This window comes from Pseudarcicella hirudinis, from assembly GCF_900115665.1.
Classification (GTDB): domain Bacteria; phylum Bacteroidota; class Bacteroidia; order Cytophagales; family Spirosomataceae; genus Pseudarcicella; species Pseudarcicella hirudinis.
In genome coordinates, this window is record NZ_FOXH01000001.1 from 87,132 (window position 1) to 107,006 (window position 19,875).

General features: G+C 40.1%; 7 protein-coding genes. 5 read left to right on the forward strand and 2 right to left on the reverse strand.

Going from position 1 to position 19,875, the window contains the following annotated elements; translation table 11 throughout:
- Positions 1-139: 139 nt before the first annotated feature.
- A complete protein-coding gene (locus BM179_RS00305; protein ID WP_092010421.1) occupies positions 140-4,255 on the reverse strand; it encodes a hybrid sensor histidine kinase/response regulator in 4,116 nt (1,371 codons plus the stop codon).
- Positions 4,256-4,569: 314 nt separating this feature from the next.
- On the opposite strand from BM179_RS00305, the gene BM179_RS00310 reads away from it, so the two are divergent.
- The 5 genes from BM179_RS00310 to BM179_RS00330 all read left to right on the forward strand — a co-directional run bounded on the left by BM179_RS00310 (position 4,570) and on the right by BM179_RS00330 (position 15,754).
- Positions 4,570-7,965, forward strand: coding sequence for a SusC/RagA family TonB-linked outer membrane protein (locus tag BM179_RS00310; RefSeq protein ID WP_218159127.1), 3,396 nt, complete (start codon positions 4,570-4,572; stop codon positions 7,963-7,965).
- A gap of 6 nt (positions 7,966-7,971) precedes the next feature.
- Positions 7,972-9,771: a RagB/SusD family nutrient uptake outer membrane protein gene (locus BM179_RS00315; RefSeq protein WP_092010424.1), complete on the forward strand. Its 1,800-nt coding sequence runs from the start codon at positions 7,972-7,974 to the stop codon at positions 9,769-9,771.
- 157 nt (positions 9,772-9,928) lie between these two features.
- Positions 9,929-10,723 (forward strand): glycoside hydrolase family 16 protein, encoded by a 795-nt coding sequence (locus tag BM179_RS00320; protein ID WP_092011915.1) that lies wholly within the window; start codon positions 9,929-9,931, stop codon positions 10,721-10,723.
- Between the two features lie 222 nt (positions 10,724-10,945).
- On the forward strand, positions 10,946-12,445 hold the full coding sequence (locus BM179_RS00325) for an alpha-L-fucosidase (protein WP_092011918.1): 1,500 nt from the start codon (positions 10,946-10,948) through the stop codon (positions 12,443-12,445).
- Positions 12,446-12,580: 135 nt separating this feature from the next.
- Positions 12,581-15,754, forward strand: coding sequence for a polysaccharide lyase family 8 super-sandwich domain-containing protein (locus BM179_RS00330; RefSeq protein WP_177219260.1), 3,174 nt, complete (start codon positions 12,581-12,583; stop codon positions 15,752-15,754).
- A gap of 82 nt (positions 15,755-15,836) precedes the next feature.
- Here the strand turns inward: BM179_RS00330 and BM179_RS00335 are convergent, their stop codons facing one another.
- Positions 15,837-19,823 carry a hybrid sensor histidine kinase/response regulator transcription factor gene (locus BM179_RS00335; protein WP_229632866.1) on the reverse strand — a complete coding sequence of 1,329 codons (3,987 nt, stop codon included), beginning with the start codon at positions 19,821-19,823 and terminating at the stop codon, positions 15,837-15,839.
- Positions 19,824-19,875 lie beyond the last annotated feature (52 nt).

Below are 19,875 nucleotides of genomic sequence, written 5' to 3' on the forward strand. Positions count from 1 at the left end.
ATACGATAATCGTCAATTATCGTTCTGTGATACGATATTTTTATATTATCGTGTTGAGGTACGATAATTGTTTATTATCGTACTGGAATACGATATTTTTAGTTGAAATAGGGTATGACTATTTTTACCTGAACCCAACTCAAACCGGATCCTCCGGACGGGTTTCAAAACTATTAAGATAGTCGCTTGGCGTTTTACCGAAGAGTTTTTTAAATTCCTTACTGAAGTACTTCCGGTCGTCATAACCTACGGCATAGGATACTTCATAAATGTTCATTTGTTTTTGCTGTAAAAGCTGTGCGGCTTTCTTCAAACGAATGGATTTTATAAACTCATTGACAGACATGTCTGTCAGGGCTTTCAGTTTTTTGTAAAGAATAGGCTGGCTCATGGCTACTTTTTCAGATAACATTACTACCCCAAATTCCGGATTGTCCATTTGATTATCAATGATTTGTATAACTTTGTCAAGAAATTCCTCCTCAAAAGTATTAATAATGGTATTCTGAGGTTGCAATGTAATCTGTCGGCTGAATCTTTGCCGCATGACTTCCCGGGAGGCGAGCAGGTTGTGGATATTGAGTGCCAGTACCTGTATGCTGAAAGGTTTGGTAATGTAACAGTCTGCACCGGTTCTCAGGCCTTCAACCTGATGATTCAGGGTGGCTCTGGCAGTCAGCAGGATGACAGGAATATGATTGGTTCTTTCATCATTTTTTATTTTATCACATAACTCCAGCCCATTCATCTGATCCATCATCACATCGCTGATTATCAGATCAGGAATAAGCTCAGTAGCCATTTCCCACCCTTTCAGGCCATTCTCCGCTTCAAATACCTGATAATGAGTGTTCAGTGAATTACGGATAAAAAGCCGGATTTCAGGATTATCCTCTATGACAAGGATAGAGGTCTTTTGGGAAATTTCTAAGGAAACGGACTCATTTTCATCCGTTTCAGCAGCTGGTGCCGTGAAAGAGTAAACAGGAATGTTTTCAGAAGGAGTAAGCTGGCTTTCAGTGAAATGAGCATGTCCTGCGGGAAGACTGACCTTAAAACAGGTGCGGCCATTCTGATGCCCATGAGCTACTTCACTTTCAACGCTGATTTCGCCTTTGTGTAATTCAACAATACTTTTCGATAAAGCCAACCCGATTCCGTATCCGGTATTCTGCAAGCCATATTCATAAACCTGAAAGAAATTCACGAAGAGCTTTTTCAGGTATTCCGGAGCAATTCCACGGCCATTGTCAATAACCTCTATCTCAACCAGACTATCCTTTTTAGCGATTTTAAGCACTACAGAACCGCCATCAGGCGTAAACTTATAAGCATTTGATAAAAGATTGAAGAATACTTTAGTGATTTGCTCGGAATCTGCATAAAGTTCAATATCCTCTGCATCAGCGATGAGCGAAGACTGAATATTCCGCATTTCAGAAATATGCTCAAAAGACCCGAAAATTCCCGAAAGCAGGGAAACGATATTTATTTTGGAAACATGTAATCTGAGGTGACGACTTTCCGCCTTTTGAAAATCCATTAATTCTCCCACTAATTTTAAAAGCCTGTCTGTATTGTTTTTTACATGTACAAGCTGTCCCTGAAAGCCTTCACGGGTATTTTCAGAAATAAGCAGCTTTTCTACCGGACCGGTTATTAAGGTAAGGTGGGTACGGATTTCATGGGAAATATTGGTGAAAAAATTAAGCTTGATTTCATGCAGTTCATGTTCTTGCCGGAGCAATGCCCGCAACAGGAAAAAACGGATAATAAAGAATAAAATCACTGCAAAAAAGAGGATATAAAGGCAATAGGCCCACCAGGTTTTCCAAAAAGGAGGCAATACACGGATTTTCAGGCTGACAGGTTCGCTTGTCCACTGACCATCGTTATTGGCTCCTTTTACTAACAGATTATATTCTCCGGAAGGAAGATTTGTATAGGTTGCAGAAGGAATGTTTACATAATTCCAGTCTTTTTCAAAACCCTCGAGCTTGTAAGCATATTTATTTTTGTTCGATTTGATGTAGTTTAGTAAGGCGAAATCTACCGTGAAAATGTTCTGGTCATGTCTGAAAACAATCTCATCTGCCAGACTGATGTCCTTTTTTAATAGATTATCCTCTGTTTCCACGGCGACAGGTTTGTTGAATAATTTCAGTGCAGTAAAAACCAGTGGTGCATGGAAATCATTAATGCCGATTTCATTCGGGTTAAACCTGATGAGCCCGTTATATCCCCCGAAAAACAACTCGCCCTTACTATCCTTGAAACAGGAATTGTAATTAAACTCATTTCCCGAAAGTCCGTCGTTGACATCATAATTCCTGAAATTCCTCCTGACAGGGTCGAATTTTGACAAACCTTTGTTTGTACTTACCCACAGAAAACCCTGATTATCTTCCTGAATTCCCAATATGTTATCTCCCGGAAGGCCGTCTTTTTCAGTAAAAGTAGTAAAGGTGTTTTGAGAAAGGTTATACCTGCAAAGCCCGCCAAAATAAGTACCGATCCAGATATTTTTCCGGGAATCTTCATTGATACAAGTGATAGAATTGGAAGGCAGGCTGTTTTTATGCTCTTTGTCTTTGAGAATAGTTTTGAATTTTTCTGACTGGTATTGAAGTACATTAAGGCCGCCGCTGGTACCAACCCATATGTTTTTCCGGGAGTCTTCAAATAAGACGGTTACCCCAACACTGCTGATTGAGAAGAGGCCTTTGGGAGAAAATCTGGAAAATTTTCCGGTTTCACGATCCATAATATTTAACCCTGCCTGATCGGTACCGATCCAGAGTCTTCCCTGACTGTCTTCCAGAATATCAATAATATCATCTGAACTGATAGACAAAGAATCGTTTGGATTATGCCTGAAATGCCTGAAAGTTTTTGATGAAGAATTAAACAAATTCAGGCCGCCAAGATGCGTCCCTATCCAGAGGTTTTTATTTCGGTCGAGGTAAACAGATTTTACAAGATTAGAACTCAGACTTGATGCATTACCTGGTGTATTCCTGAAATTGCTGAAAATTCCACTCTTTTTGTCAAAATAGTTTAAGCCACCGCCTTCTGTGCCAATCCAGAGATTTTGAAGGGGATCTTCTGTAATAGAACTGATCACATTATTGCTGATGCTGGAAACTCTTTTGCTGTTTCTGTAAATAGTAAAGGGTGTCGCATGAGAAAATACGACACTGAGTCCGGCGTAGTAAGTGCCAATCCACATAGAGCCGCTGTCATCCCGGAAAATATCATATACAGAATTCTGCCCGATGCTTTCGGGATCATCGGAATCATGCTGGTATGAGCTGAACTTTTGGGTAAGCGGATCCAGAATACTGATTCCTTCAAGTGTCCCGATCCAGAGTCTCCCGTTTTTATCAGGTATGATTTTCCGGATATTGTTATGCACAAGACCTGTTTTTCCGGAACTTTGATAAAAGCGTTTGAAACGATCCTGTGTTCTGTCAAAAAGATTGATCCCGTCATGCTGGGTACCAATCCATAAACGATGTTGAAAATCTTCAGTAATCGTCGAAATAAAATCTCCGCTGATGCTCCCGTGATCACTGGCTGAATTTTTGTAAACTTTAAACTGAAATAACCCTTTTTTTTCAGAAATTCTTGTTAAACCATTGCCGGTACCAATCCAGAGGAAGCCCTCATGATCTTCGAAAATAGCCCTGATGTTATTGCCTGGCAGGCCGGGTTTTCCTGCCTGATGAGAAAACCGGATGAAAGCAGTCTTTTCAGCATCCTTCATCAGGTTCAGCCCGTTATCTGTTCCTATCCAGATCCGGCCTTTTTTGTCCTGATAGATACAATGAACTGTGTTGTTGCTCAGACTGGTTTTGTCTGAGGGATCATTAGTAATCCTTTTGAAACAATCGTGTTCGGCATTATATTTATTCAACCCGTTAATAGTACCGATCCATAAAGTTTTCCGGCTGTCGCATAAAGAAGAAAGAATGTAATTATCAGAAATGCTTTTCGGGTCAGAAGGCACATTTTTATAAACCCTGAAATTCCGGGTATCGAATCGGTTGAGTCCGGATCTGGTGCCGAACCAGAGGAAACCTTTCGCATCCTGGACAATTGTGAGAACAGAACTCTGGGAAAGGCCGTTTTCGATACTAACCCGATTAAAAATAGGCTTTTGACCTATAGAAAAGTAGTAATTACAGAAAAATAGTACCAGAGAAAAACACCCTGATTTAAGGAAAAACCCACCCGCCGTACCTTTATAATTCATAACCCGATATCAAATTTTTCAGAAAGGATAATTTGTTGAATAATAACATAAGGTAATTGTAGTTAAAAAATACTCGAACCTTATTTTTTTTTGAACTATTCCTATTAAAATTTGAATAGTAAAAATAAACCGGACTTGCTCAAAAAAACTCCTTTCTTCCCGATTTTATTGAAATAATTGCTGTTTTAAGGCATTGTTTAGGATTATCCCCCCTTTTATTTAGAATATTCCCCCTATGAATCTGGGATTGTCATCCACTTTTGTCAGAAAAATGGTCTGGTCATTTTTAATACCCAATCCTAAACAAACAGCCTATGAATCTTTTTACAGGAAGCCCCCGGGGCAAGGAATTAAGTGCTACCTCTTATAAGAAAAGAGAGGGAGACAAAGAACCGGGTTTTCTTCGGGAACACCCCGGTATCAGTAAACAAATTATTACAAAAATTTGCATATTTCTATTTGCATTGACGGTCATTCAATGGCAAACGGCTACTTCAGCTATGTCTGCTTCATTAGCCATTGATATCACAGGTAAAGTAACAGACGACAAGGGAGAGGCGCTTCCGGGTGTGAATATTTTACTAAAGGGAAGTTCTAAAGGAACTACAACTGACATTAAAGGGGAATTTAAAATCTCTGTTCCTGACAACAATGCTGTTCTGGTTTTTAGTTTTGTCGGATTTCAGCCACAGGAGGTAGCAGTCGGAGGGAAGTCAGTTTTAACCGTAACCATGTTATCTTCCAATAAGGCCCTGGATGAAGTAGTTGTTATCGGTTATGGTACCCAAAAGAAAGTAAACATGACAGGTTCTGTCGCAGCTATCTCTTCTTCAAGTATTGAAAACAGACCTGTAACCAACGTATCATCTTCACTGGCAGGTCTGGCTCCCGGTGTTTTTGTAAGACAAGGTTCCGGAAAGCCTGGTTCAGACGGTGCTACTATCCGTATTCGTGGTACGGGTACACTGAACAACAGTGATGCCCTTGTAATTATTGACGGAATTATGGGTTCAATGGATGCCGTCAATCCGAATGACATTGAAAGCATTTCAATTCTGAAAGATGCGGCTTCTGCTTCTATCTATGGTTCCCTAGCAGCAAACGGTGTAATTGTTATTACTACCAAAAAAGGTTCACAAAATAAAATGAATGTGACCTATACCGGATTATACTCTTCTTCAACACCAATGAACCGTCCTACCTTTGTTTCAGACAATGCACGCCATATGCGTTTGTTTAACGAAGGAGCACGCAATATAGGGCAGGCAGACGTATATTCAGCCGCGACAATTGCCCTGTGGGATGAAGCAAATAAGAATCCGGATGGGCTGACGGCCTTAGGCATTCCGAATCGTGTGGCCTATCCGAATACAGACTGGGGCAAAGTGGTTTTAACAAATAATGTTGTTCAGAACCATAATATCGCCGTAAACGGAGGCAGTGAAAAAGCTTCTTATAACTTGTCGATGGGTTATCTCGATAACCAGGGTCTGATGAAAAATACAGGCCTTAAGAGATATCAGCTTCGTGCCAATGTAGAGGCAAGAATCAATAAGTTTCTTACTCTTGGAACGCAGACTTTCGCCTCAAATCAATCAGTAGGCATGGCCAATACTGATAACTTGTTTAACTTTTTGCGTCAGACAACTCCGGGAATTTATCCTTATTACAATGGAAAATACGGCTTTGCTCCGGCTCCGGAAGAACCTGTTACCAATAATAACCTGCTTACCTATCTGGATGGAACCGGTGGAAATAATAACACCAACCGTTTCAATACGACCGTTTATGCAACGCTCACTCTTCTGAAAGGTCTGACTTTCGAGACAAAAATGAACTATCAGATGCGTATGCAGGAACAAAATTCATACAGTAATCCGATCGAACGCTGGGATTTTGCAACCAATATCTTAAGAAGCCAGGCCTCAACGCCGGATCAATTGACGACAAGTTATTCTTTTAACAAAGATTATCTCCTGACTTTTGATAATGTATTGAGATACAATACTACAATTGGCAGAGATCATGATTTGGGTGGATTGATAGGTTATAACCAAAACTACTTCGACTACTATGAATTCAGCGCTACCAAAAAAGGGTTGATTGATTATACAAGCACAACCTTAAGTTCTGCTTCGGATATGTCGGCCATTAGCGGTTCAGAATATGACAGAGCTATGCGTTCTTACTTCGGTCGTATTAATTATGCTTTCCGCTCAAAATATCTGCTTGAAGCCAACTTACGTTATGACGGATCTTCAAAATTTGCTTCTGAAAGCCGTTGGGGTGTATTCCCTTCTTTCTCGGCAGGATGGAGAATTATGGAAGAACCATTTATGGAATCAGTTCGTCCTTATATTCAGAATATGAAACTGAGAGCTTCATGGGGACAATTGGGTAACAACATTATGAACTCTGATCTTTCCAGAGGAAATTACGACTATCAGGCTACTTACGACAAAGTGAATTATTCTTTCAACGGAATATCTGCTTCAGGCTTAGTACAGTCGAAATATGCAAACGCCTTATTGCAATGGGAGAAAACAACCGTTACAGACATCGGTTTGGAAGCTTCAATTCTTAAAGGCCGTGTAAATGTGGAAGTGGACTATTATAACAAGCTGACAGACGGTATCCTTACTACACCTCCGATTTATCTGACAGCAGGTACCAAAACAGCTCCGACACAAAACACGGCGGCAGTTCTTAACCGTGGTCTTGAAGTAGCAGTTACCTGGAAAAACAGAATCGGGAAGGTTGATTTCTCAATTGGCGGGAACTTTGCCTATAACATGAACAATGTTACAACCTACAAAGGCCAGCTTCAGGAAGGTTGGGGAACTGATGCAAATGGCAATAAAGTCTATAATTCTAACCTGGGAACAGTATCAAGCGGAGGCGATAACCGTATTCTTGAAGGCCATAAGATCAATGAGTACTATTTGCTGAACTTGTATAAAGGAGACGGAAGTCATTTCAATGCAGACGGAACACCAAATATTAAAGGCGGTCCGAAAGACGGGATGATTCGCACAAAAGATGATATGGCCTGGATACAGGCAATGGTAGCAGCGGGTTATACCTTCCAGCCAGTAGGAAAAGTAGGGAAAAGCCAGATTTATTACGGAGATTACATTTATGCCGATACTAACGGAGATGGTATTTATGGAAACTCATTTGACAAATCGTTCACCGGAACTTCAGCAGATCCAAAATACAATTTCGGATTAAATATGAGTGTTGCCTGGAATAATTTTGACTTCTCTATGCTTTGGGCAGGAAGCGGCGGATTGCAATATTACTGGAATGCAGAGGGATATAATAACTCGATTGTACGTCTGGGAAATGGCGTGGCTACACGCATCGCTGATGACCATTATTATTACAATGATGCCAATCCGGAAGATCCTGCCAATAATATTAACGGAACGTTCCCTCGTTTGAAATTTGGCGGTGACAGCCAGAATACTGCTTCAAGCACAGCCTGGTTATACGATGCAACGTATGTCAAATTAAAAAATGTTCAGCTAGGCTATTCTTTGCCGCAATCACTGCTTAAAAAGATCAGTGTGAATAGAGCAAGAATATTTGTATCGGGTGAAAACCTGCTGCTAATCACGGCTTATCCGGGCCTTGATCCGGAGATCGGTGCATCAGTTGGTTATCCGACAATGAAACAATTTGCCATGGGCGTAAACGTAACTTTCTAAGACATTATGAAAAAAACAATAATACAAGGATTAAAAAGAAATGTATCTTTGGTGAAACCATTAGGTCTTTGTTTTGCACTTGCTCTTTCAACCAGCAGCTGCAAGGAAGCTCTTTTAGATACTACTCCATACGGTTCGATCAGTTCATCTAACATGTGGACTTCAGATAACCTGACCGATTTGGGTGTAACGGGCGTTTATCAGGCACTTCGCCTGGGTATCACTAACTCCGGTGCTTCCGGTCGTGAACTTTACCATTATGACCGTCTGGGTTTTACCGGAATGACCACCGGAGGTGATGAAATGGTGAACGGAACAGTGGCTACAACCAGCGGACTTTTCAGCAATACCTGGAAAGAAATGTATGAAGGGGTTCAGCGGGCAAATGATGCGATTGTCAATATCTCAAAAGTATCGCCTTCCTCACCTGAGAAAAAGGCAAGATACATTGCGGAATGTAAATTCCTCAGAGCCTATTACTACCTGCGTCTGAATCAGGTATTTAAGGGTGTTCCGGTTTATCTGGAACCTACCAGTATCGATAAGATGACAAAAGGCCGTGAAACGGAAACAAAAGTATGGGATGTAATTATTCAGGATCTTACAGATGCCATAAATGAACCGAATCTTCCTGCAAAATATGCCAAAGGAGCCGCTCAATACGGACATGCTACCAAAGGTGCTGCTTATGCACTTCGTGGAAAAGCCTATATTTATCAGAAAAAATGGAAAGAAGCTGCTGCCGATTTTGCCAAAGTAAAAGAAGCAGGTTATACTTTGTTCGCTGATTATAAAGCATTGTTTAAAGAGGCCAATGAACAATCTGATGAAATGATTTTTTCTATGCAGAACATCGGAATTGATGGTTACGGCTCAACAACACAATGGTATTGCGGCTCGCGTTCTTCTTTTGGTTCATGCTGGAATACCTACACAGTTTCTCCGAATCTTGTGGATTTATATGAAAACAGTAATGGAAGCAAGTTCAGCTGGGATGATATTATTCCGGGATATTCTGCCATGGATCCTGCTAAACGTGAAGTGTTTTTCCTGAGAAATAACCTGACGGCAACAGAGATTACTACTTTCAAAAATAAAGGGCTGGATATGTCTCTTTATCTTCCTGACGGCAACGAGGAACGTGTTAAGAAAGCATATGATAACCGTGATCCGCGTTTGGCTTATAATGTGATTACTCCGTATTCAACGTACCGTGGACGTCCTATCAACGGATCGGATCAGACTTTTACTTCCCGCTGGCCAAACAGAAATGAAAACCCTCCGGTATTGGATTTAACCACTGATACCAAAGGTCAGTTCTATTATCTGTACCGTAAGTTTGTTTATGAAGGCTCAAATGAGATTATTAACCGTCAGTATGGCCCGATAGATTTCCCGATCATCCGTTATGCAGATGTCCTTTTAATGTGGGCTGAAGCACTTAATGAACAGGGATCAACTGCTGAAGCTGTAAGTCTTGTGAATCAGGTTAGAGCACGGGCAGGAGTGGCTTTACTTAATTCATCGGCAGTAACAACTGTATCTTCACAGGCAGATCTACGTGAGCGTATCCGTAACGAACGCAGAATGGAATTTCCGAATGAAGGCATTAACTATTTTGATGAATTACGCTGGGGAAGCTGGAAAACAAAGGTATTTTCTCCGGGAAATGGTGTAAAACAGATTTGGGGATCAATTGTCGTTCCTTATAACCTGAAAGGAGACTACATTGATACCTGGCCTATCCCGCCGACAGAAACGCAGATGAATCCGAATCTTGTACAAAACAGTGGATGGATTAATTAGTAGTTACTTATACCATGTTAGTTTAAACCTGCTTTGCCTGCATTCGGGCATTGCAGGTTTGACTAAAGCAGGTTTGTACTAAACCCGTTTTTTCATGCAGTCATTTTGAGGATTTTTTAGCAGAATGATCAGATTTCAACAATATATTCAAGCATCTATGAAGATTTTTTTTACAGTAATTACTTTAATAATAAGTCCGCTTTTGCTGAATGCTCAAGGCAATTCAGTGAAAATGAAAATAAAAAGGAAACTTGTCTGGTCGGATGAATTTAATTACAAAGGCCTGCCGGATAGCACAAAATGGGGATATGAAGTAGGACATGTCCGTAATAATGAACCCCAGCACTACACCAGAAAGAGACTTGAAAATTGCAGAGTAGAGGATGGATTACTGGTAATTGAAGCCAGAAAAGAAAAGTTTGATACTTCCGCATATACTTCTGCGAGTATTATGACTTTAGGGAAAAAAACCTGGACTTACGGCAGATTTGAGGTAAGGGCAAAAGTGCCTAAAGGTTTAGGCGTCTGGTCGGCATTCTGGATGCTGGGAGAGAACAGACAGGCTGTAAAGTGGCCGACTTGCGGAGAAATTGATATTATGGAGTTTGTAGGCAAGGATTCCTCGCAGGTTTATGGAACAATCCATTATGCAGATTCTACCGGAACGTATAAATATCATGGTGAAAAACCGGTTGTAGGTGCGCCATATGATGATTTTCATATTTATGCCATTGAATGGACTAAAGACCAGATTGATTTTTATTATGACGAATTAAAATATTTCAGTTTCGACCTGAAAAAGTCGAAAAAAGGAAATGAAAATACTTTTCAGAAGAAATTCTATTTATTGCTGAACCTGGCCCTGGGAAGAGAAGGAACATTGGGAGGCAAGCTGGATAAATCGATTGTTTCCAGTAAATATTTTGTTGACTACGTCAGAGTTTATCAATAAGGTAAAAAGACTTTTTACATGATGATGGGTAAACGGGTAATTGTTTAGTGGCCAATAGATTATGTTTTTCTGAATATGCTTTGTTAATCTGACAGCTACTTAGCTCCAGACAGGTATTTTCGGGTTTTTTCATAGGTTTGTACGGATTTTGAAGGCCTTTAACGTTTTATCATAAAAATGTGGCTTTCTGTACGAAATTTATTAATTATAAAAATGCAAAATATGAAAAAGATTCTCTTACCGATTGTGTTGTTTTCTGCTTCGGCAATGGCTCAAACCAAAAGTTTTGTCGCCATTTCTCCCAAAGACACTGAAAAAGACATCATTCGTAAAGCAGCCAATGTCATTCCTTCTGCCAGACAACTGCGCTGGCAGCAACTGGAACTAACTGCATTCTTTCATTTTGGCATTAATACATTTACCGACCGGGAATGGGGTGACGGAAAAGAAGATATTAAACAGTTTAATCCTGCCCGGCTTGATGCCGGACAATGGGTGAAAACCATGAAGGATGCAGGTTTCAGACAAGTAATTATTACGGCAAAGCACCATGACGGTTTTTGCCTCTGGCCAAGCAGATATACTCAGCACTCCATCAAAAATACACCTTACAAAAACGGTAAAGGGGATGTAGTAAAGGAGGTTGCTGATGCCTGTCGGAAATATGGCATAGGTTTTGGCGTATATTTATCTCCGTGGGATAGGAACTCTCCTGATTACGGAGATACCGAAAAATACAATGCCTATTTCGTAAACCAGCTGACAGAATTACTGACGCAATACGGAAAGGTAGATGAGGTTTGGTTTGACGGGGCAAACGGAGAAGGCCCGAATGGCAAAAAGCAGGTTTATGATTTTGACAACTGGTATAAACTGATCAGGAAATTACAGCCTCAGGCTACAATCGCCATTCAGGGACCGGATGTCCGTTGGGTTGGGACTGAGTCCGGAATCGGAAGACTTACCGAATGGAGTGTATTACCTGTAGATGAGACAGAACAGAAAAAGATTGCCGGAGCTTCCCAGAAAGAAGTGATGATAAAACCCCAGGTTCTTAAAAATAATGAAGATATGGGAGGCAGAAAACAGATTTTGGGTGCAAAAGGGCTGGTTTGGTATCCTGCTGAAACAGATGTAAGTATCAGACCGGGCTGGTTTTATCATACGAATGAAGACAGTAAGGTGAAAACGGCAGAAGAACTGATGAATATTTATTTTACTTCCGTTGGCAGGAACGGAGTACTTTTGCTGAATGTTCCTCCTGACACAAAAGGACTCATCAGCCCAAGTGACGTTCATAACCTTTTAGAATGGTCAAAGAAATTTAAAGCTACTTTCTCTGAAAATCTTGCCAAAGGAGCAGTAGTCAGCAGTAATAACGGACTGAATAAAATTGCGCTTACTGATAATAAATTGCTGACATTCTTTACCACAAAAGGAAAAGATACAACGACAACCATAGAGTTTGATTTGAAAGAACCTCAGACTTTTGACGTCTTGTCTTTGCAGGAAAATATATCAATCGGTCAGCGGATAGAAAAGTTTTCTGCCGAGTATTGGGTTGACGGGCAATGGAAACGTTTTACGGAAGGAACAACGATAGGATATAAACGCCTTCTGAAATTTGAACCGATAGAGGCGCAGAAAGTAAGATTAAATATAGAATCCTCACGACTAAATCCTGCCTTGGCTGAATTTGGCTTGTATAAGCTGGCAAAATAAGGCATTCTTTTCAGTTTTTTTATAATGGTCGGCCGTAGAGGGCGGGGTGATACTACCTGTCCTTTACCCAAAGGGAATTCAATCGTTCATTGCAATTTTTGGTACCTCTTTTATATCGTTTAAACAAACATGACTATGAAAAAACTTTACAAGTATCTGCTAACCTGCACCTGCATTTGCACTACAGGATTTTTTGCCTTTTCTCAGACTGACATCGAAAAGGTCAGAACGACCTTATCTTCGAGCTGGTATTTTAATTACATGTTTACTATTCCAACCAATGCTCCTTCTATGGCGGGTATTATGAATGGTATAAATGCTGACGGAAGTTTTAACAGATCGAATCCTGCCACAACTGTTGCCGATCTGACAGAAAGTATTTACAAAATGACTTACGTTTTTGAGAAACCTGACTCTGTAAGTTATTACCAGAATGCTGCCGTAAAAGCTAAAATCTACAATTCCCTCAACTATTGGCTGAATCATATTCCGGCTTTTACCTGGACGAGCAGTGCGATGGATCAGCCTACCAAACTGGGAATGATTATGATTAAGCTTTATGATAATTTTCAAACAGATGAAAGTGATCCGGCTTTCAGCAGTATTATCTCAAACATCAGACAAAGAGCGGGAGCTTTTGTGAGACATAGCTGGAGCAATGGTTTGACAATGAGCACCCTGAAAAACCCTAATCTTGGTACAAATCTTACTGACGACTGGCATCGGATGGGAAATCTTGGTTACCGGCTTTTTGGCTATACATCAATTTTTGCTGCAATAACCGACAGTGCCTCAATGGATACACTTTCAACGATGGTTTCCAATCAGCTTGCTTTTCAGATAAATAAACCTAATTCCCCGGTAGTAGCAGCCATGTTTGACGGCTCCCTGAATCAGCATGGTCCGCAGACTTATAACATTGGTTACGGAGGAGATTTTCTGAGAGATTTAGCCAGATTTGCCACCTGGACCAAAACATCCAAATGGAAGTTAACCAGTACTCAGCAACAGTTTTGGGGAGATATTTTACTGAACGGGATGCAATGGTTTTCTTATAAGAATCATACCGCCCACAGCGTAATGGGAAGACATAACGAGCGGTCCGGAACAACCGGAAGTGGTTTGCCTACCTTTTTGAGTGAATTTTTGGCCGTAGCTGACTCTACCTTGCCTCAGTTCAGTTCTGTGCTTGCTTTGAAAAATAAACTGACCCCCGCCAATTCCCAGATAGATTCCACGAAATACCTGTGGAATTCTCATTTGATTATGCATCATTCCCCGAAGTATTTTGCTGCCATTAAAATGCTTTCGAACAGAACCGTCGGAGCAGAAACTTCGGATGCTTCCAGTGGACAGGGTCTGATGAATTTTCATGTCGCCGACGGCTCAACAATGCTTTATAAAAAAGGAACAGAATACGATAAAGCCAGAGTAGGGTGGAACTGGAGAGCAATTCCGGGAGCGACAATAAAACAAAAAACCGGAGCTTTGCCGCTGGTACCCTGGAGTACCGGTTATGAAAGTGATAATTCAATAGCAGGAGGTGTGAGCGATGGTATCGCAACTATTGGGGTTTTCAGCCTCAGCAGAACCAACTCCTATCATAAAACCAAAGCCATAAAGTCTTATTTTGCCTTTAAAGATATTCTGGTCTGCATGGGTAATTCGATCAGTGATGCAGATACCGACTCAGGAGATATTTATACTACACTGGATCAGACAGAAAGACTTTCAGATATATATTATTCCCTGAATGGTGGTGCAGAGCAATCCGTTGCCCTCACAGGTTCAATAGATTCAAACGTGAATATCACCTCACCATCCTGGTATTGGCAGGATAGTACGGGCTATATCATTATTCCACAGGCAACTCTTGCAACAAATGTAATTCTGAAAGCAGAAAACCGTAGCGGGAACTGGTACAATCTTGATAAGAGAAATGCCAATGCCACAGTATCTGTAAACATCTTTCAGCTGAGTATCAATCATGGTTCAGCTCAGAACGGATGGAAAGATCAGACATACCGTTATGTGGTGGTGCCTTCGGTTTCGAAAAGCGATTTGATTACTTTTTTCAATACCAAAGTCATCAATCATGATTCCAGCTCTTTATATCTCAATTATAACAACAGCAAAATTGTTTCAGTAAGTTATAATGGTTATACCGGAGTCTTCTTTACCGGAGCCGGATACAATAAGGCCATCGGATTGGGTGCTGACAGCCTGAAAGTTTCGTCCAGCAACTATGCTGCCCTACTGTTAAAAAGAAAAAGTGATGGCATCGACTTGCATGCAAGCGATCTTAGAAATGGATTTTATACAAACAATTCCGTAAATCTTGGAATAAACCGGATATTTTCAGTAAAAACATTCACACCATCACATGCCAACGGCGCCGTTAATATTACTCCGGCTACTGATTCCAGCGTGGTGAAAATTTACCTTTCCAAAACCAATCAGATTTACGAAGGAGAACCTGTTGACATCAGTGCAAAGTTTGCTAAAGTTGTGTCAGACAGTATTCAGACCTCTGCCGATTCGTATGTAAAAGACGGAAGTTATGCCGGAACCAATTACGGAACAGGCACTTTTCTGGAAGTGAAAAAAGACGGAGTCGGATATCAGCGGGAAGCCTATGTTAAATTTGATTTAAAAAAGGTTCACGGAAAAGTTTTGAATGCAAAACTCAGATTATACAGTGGTTCAACTGCCGCTACCCAATGGCAATTATACAGATCAAATGTAAATAGCTGGACAGAAACCGGAATTACCTGGAATAATAAACCAGCCGGAGATACCCTGCTTAGCACTATTTCAGGAGCGGCCGGATACGTTTACTGGGATATTACAAAACAACTTCAGTATTTGCCTTCTGACAGCATTTTAAGCCTGAAAATCGTTTCGACAGTGACCGGAGTCTATGGTTCATTTACCTCACTTCAGTCAGGTACAGCGAACCAGCGCCCTGCTATAGTTTATATCACCGCGGATGAAAAAACTAATCCTAACGCCCGTACAGGCAATTTTTCGGAAGATTTAGCTAAAAACAAAGAGGTTTCAGGATCAGGTGAAACGTTTGTCAGTGTATTCCCGAATCCGGTTTCCGACCGTTGCACCATTGCCTCAAAATATGCCATGAAATCCATTGTTGTTTATGATGAAAATTCAAGAGTTGTCAGGGTGATTGAAAATCCGGATTCATTAAAATACGAGCTGGATATGGAATCTCTCACAAATGGGGTGTATCTTTTTTCAGTCTCAGGAGAAGGTTTTGTCCAGCAAAAGAAAGTACTTAAGTTAACTAAATAACCTCTTGGAAGAGAGAAACCTCTTTAATACCGCACAGGCTGTCTCTGCATATAAGGAGACAGCCTGTGTTTTCAGGTAAGAATCATAGATTTTGAGTTCTTGCAGTACTTTTAGTTTTGGCATATTCCGAAGGCGTAATGCCAAATTGCTTGACAAAATTTCTTCCGAACTGTGCCTGAGAACTAAATCCTGTCATTAAGGCAATCTGCTGAATTTTATGATCGCTTTCAACCAGTAACTCTGCTGCCCTTTTCAATCGGGTAATATTGATTAATTCGTTCGGGCTCAGGTTAGAAATAGCTTTTATTTTCCGGTAGAAAGTAGGCCGGCTCATATTCATCTGGTCTGCCAGTAATTCAACATCCAGCGATTTATTATCAAGGTTTTTATAGATGGCTTCGTTCAGTTTTTCAAGAAAAGCCTCATCAGCTTTATTGTAGGCCATACTTTTGATATGTACCAGTGGAGAACTGGCGAAATAATGTTTTATCTTGTCTCGGTTTGCCAGTAAATTAGAAATCTGAATCAGAAGATGTTCCGGTGAAAAAGGCTTTTCAATATAAGCATCCGCCCCTGATTCAAGTCCTTCAATTTTAGCTTGCAGGGTGTTTCTGGCTGTAAGAAGAATAATGGGAATATGTGTGAAATCAAGATTGTCTTTTACCGTTTTACAAAGTTCAAAACCATTCATGACAGGCATCATTACATCACTGACAATCAGATGAATGCTGTTTGTTTTCAGGACTTTTAAAGCTTCCAGTCCATTGGAAGATTTTAGCACAGTATAATCCTTATGCAGTTTTTCTGCAATAAATTCAATGATTTCAAGGTTGTCTTCCACTAAAAGAATAGAAGGACGTTCGATGGCCGGATCCGGTAATTCTTCAGGACTTTTTATCGGAACCTGAACCAAAGGTTCCTGGTAAACCTTGAATTCCTTTTCATGATGTACGGGCAGCTTTAAGATAAAAACGTTAAAGTTTGAATGATCAGCATGAAATGAAAGCGTTCCTTCGTGTAATAAAGCCAGAGATTTTGCCAAAGGTAAGCCGATACCGGTTCCGCCTTCATTATTATCATCAATTCTGAAAAACGGCTCAAAGATTTTTTCCTGCATGTTCAACGGAATAGGATTCCCGTCATTTTTGACGACAATGGTAAACGATTCTGTATTGCTTTCAGAAACATTCAGTTCCACTTCAATTTTCTGATCTGCATATTTTACAGCATTGTCCAGCAGATTGCTGATGATCTTGTTCAATGCTTCAGGATCGGCATAGGCATACAACGGGTTTTCAGGAAGGTGAATCTGCATTTGCCGTTGTTTTAATTCGGCAGTAGATTTGAATCTCAGATAAGTATCTTCCAGAAGCTTCGAGATATTGGTATTTACGAAATTTAAACTAAAGCCTTTTGTTTCCGTTTTTCTGAAATCCAGTAACTGATTGGTCAGTTCCAGTAAACGATTGGTGTTTTTTTCCATTGTAACCAGATTATCCTGCAAAGCCGGTATTTCCTCAGACTTCTTCATAAGGTCTTCCAAAGGAGCCTTAATCAGGGTTAGAGGCGTGCGTATTTCATGGGTTACATAGGTGAAAAACTCAATTTTAGCCTGGTAGATTTCTTTTTCTTTTTCAATTTCCAGTAATTCAATTTTACGCTGGTTTTTCCGGTTAATATTCTTGTGATAATTCCTGATCAGATAAATAATGCTCCCTGAAATGATAAAACTGTATAAAATATAAGCCCAGACACTTGCCCAGAATGGTGGAGAAACGATGATTTCGAGCTGTGTAATCTGATTATTCCAAATGCCGCTTCCGTTTGAGGATTTTACCTTGAAAGTATATTTTCCGGGCGATAATTCTGTGAAATATATCTTTCTGTTGGTTTTAAGATAAGTCCATTTTTTATCAAGCCCTTCCATAATATATGAATATTCCGTCATTTCAGGAGCAGTAAAACCGAGTGCTGCGAAATCGATACTAAAGGTAGACTGACTATAACCAAGCTGAATTTTATTCGTAAAAGAAATGGATTGTTTTAAGGGAGAATCATCTTTGTTAATGGGTAATTCTTCATTAAAAACCTGAAAACCTGTGATATAGACTGGTGGAACGAAAGTGTTATGGCTGAATTTTTCAGGATTAAAACTGATTAATCCATTCACACTACCGAAGAACATTTTCCCATCCTGATCCTGATATGCGGAGTTATAATTAAACTGATCACTCAATAAGCCGTTTGCTTTGGTATAAGTATTAATTTTTCCGGATTTCGGATTGAAGCAAACCAGTCCTTTAGAAGTACTGATCCAGAGATTCCCGGTCCGGTCTTCCAGAATTTTATAGAAAACGTTACTTGGAAAACCGTTTTTAGTGCTGTATCTGATGAATTTTTTGGTATGTCTTTCAAATTTGCACAACCCGTTTTCGGTGGTAACCCATAAATGATTGCGGGAGTCTGTGAACAGCCCGTTTACAGAATTATTACTCAGACTTTGCCGATCATCATCATAAGTGTATCCGCCTGATTCATTTGTTTTCGGATTGTAGAAATATAGTCCGTTCCTTAATGTGCCTACCCAGATTGTTCCGTCTCTATCTTCCAGAATGGCGTTGTTATGATAAATCTGAGGGATTTTATCAATGGCATTAAAGTTGTCTTTTGCCGGATTGTACTTGTAAAGCCCCGCAGAGGCCCCTACAATAATGTCATTATTCCGTGTTTTAAAAAGTGTTTCAATGAAATTGCTTCTCAGATCATTTGCTCCGCTTCCTGCGGCATAATGCCTGATTAATTTCCCGGTTTTGATATTCAATACATCTAACCCGTGTTCAAAAGTACCCACCCATAATTCCTGCCCTTTTACTGCCAGTCCATGAATATTGGTATAAGAAATAACTTTGCCTGGTACCGTAGGACTGAAATTTGTGAAATTTCCGGTCCGGAGATCATATTTATTAAGTCCTGCATCTTCAGTGCCGATCCACAGATTTCCGAAATCATCGTGTTTTATTTCCCTGATGGCATTTCCGGCAATGCTTTTCTGATTTCCCTGGTAGAAGTATTTGTCAAAAAATACTTTCTGATTCGGGCTGTAATTTACCCCTCCGAAATAAGTTCCCACCCAAATGCCACCTTCTTTGTCTTTTATCAGGCAGTAAGTAGCATTGTCTGAAATAGAATAAGGATTGTTGTATTGTTTTCGCAGGTTTATATATTTTCTGGTCTGAAGATCCAGTTCAAATAGTCCTGATTCAGTAGCAATCAGGTATTTGTTATCATGTAAATACAAAAAATCTCTGGCATAAATATCTGTTTGGTCAGGATTATTTGTCAGAACGTCTTCGTAATTTTTGGTGACCGTATTGAATAATTTCACCCCTTGATTGGAAGTGCCGACTAATATGGTATGATGCCCGGTATCATGAATTTTTTCAATCCAGCGAGAAATCGCATGACCTGATTTGTCAAATACACTATACCTTTTAAAGGAGCCCTTGGCAGAGTCAAACTCACAGAGAAAACCATCTGTTGTTGCAATCCAGATCGTTGTTCCGGAAATACTCAGGGAAGTGGCATTAATACCAGCATTGTCATAAAGTTTTAATTTCCCGGTTTTCCGGTTGAAATGAGAAAAAGTCAGCCCTGAAATAAACCATACATTACCGCTGGTGTCAGTTTTTACCTCCCTGACATCACTATTCTGTGTATTTTTAATCAAAGTAAACTTTTCATTCTGAGCCTCATAAGTATAAAGCCCTTTTAAAGTTCCTACCCAGATAATTCCCAGATTGTCTTCATTGATGCTATGAATAAAGTTGCTTCCGAGACTACCGGGATCATCATGATCATTTCTGAATATTTTGAAAGTATATCCGTCAAATTTATTCAGGCCATCTTTGGTCCCGAACCATAAAAAGCCTCTTTTATCCTGTAAACCGCACATGACGGAATTATAGGATAAGCCGTTTTCTACCTGATAATGCCTGAAAGTATAGCTTTGACCTGAAATAATACCAGACCAGTTAAGCAGTAATAATACTATTAAATGATTTTTTTTCAATTTACTTAGAAGATTGCTGATGTAAAGATAAGTTGAAAAGCCAAATACATCC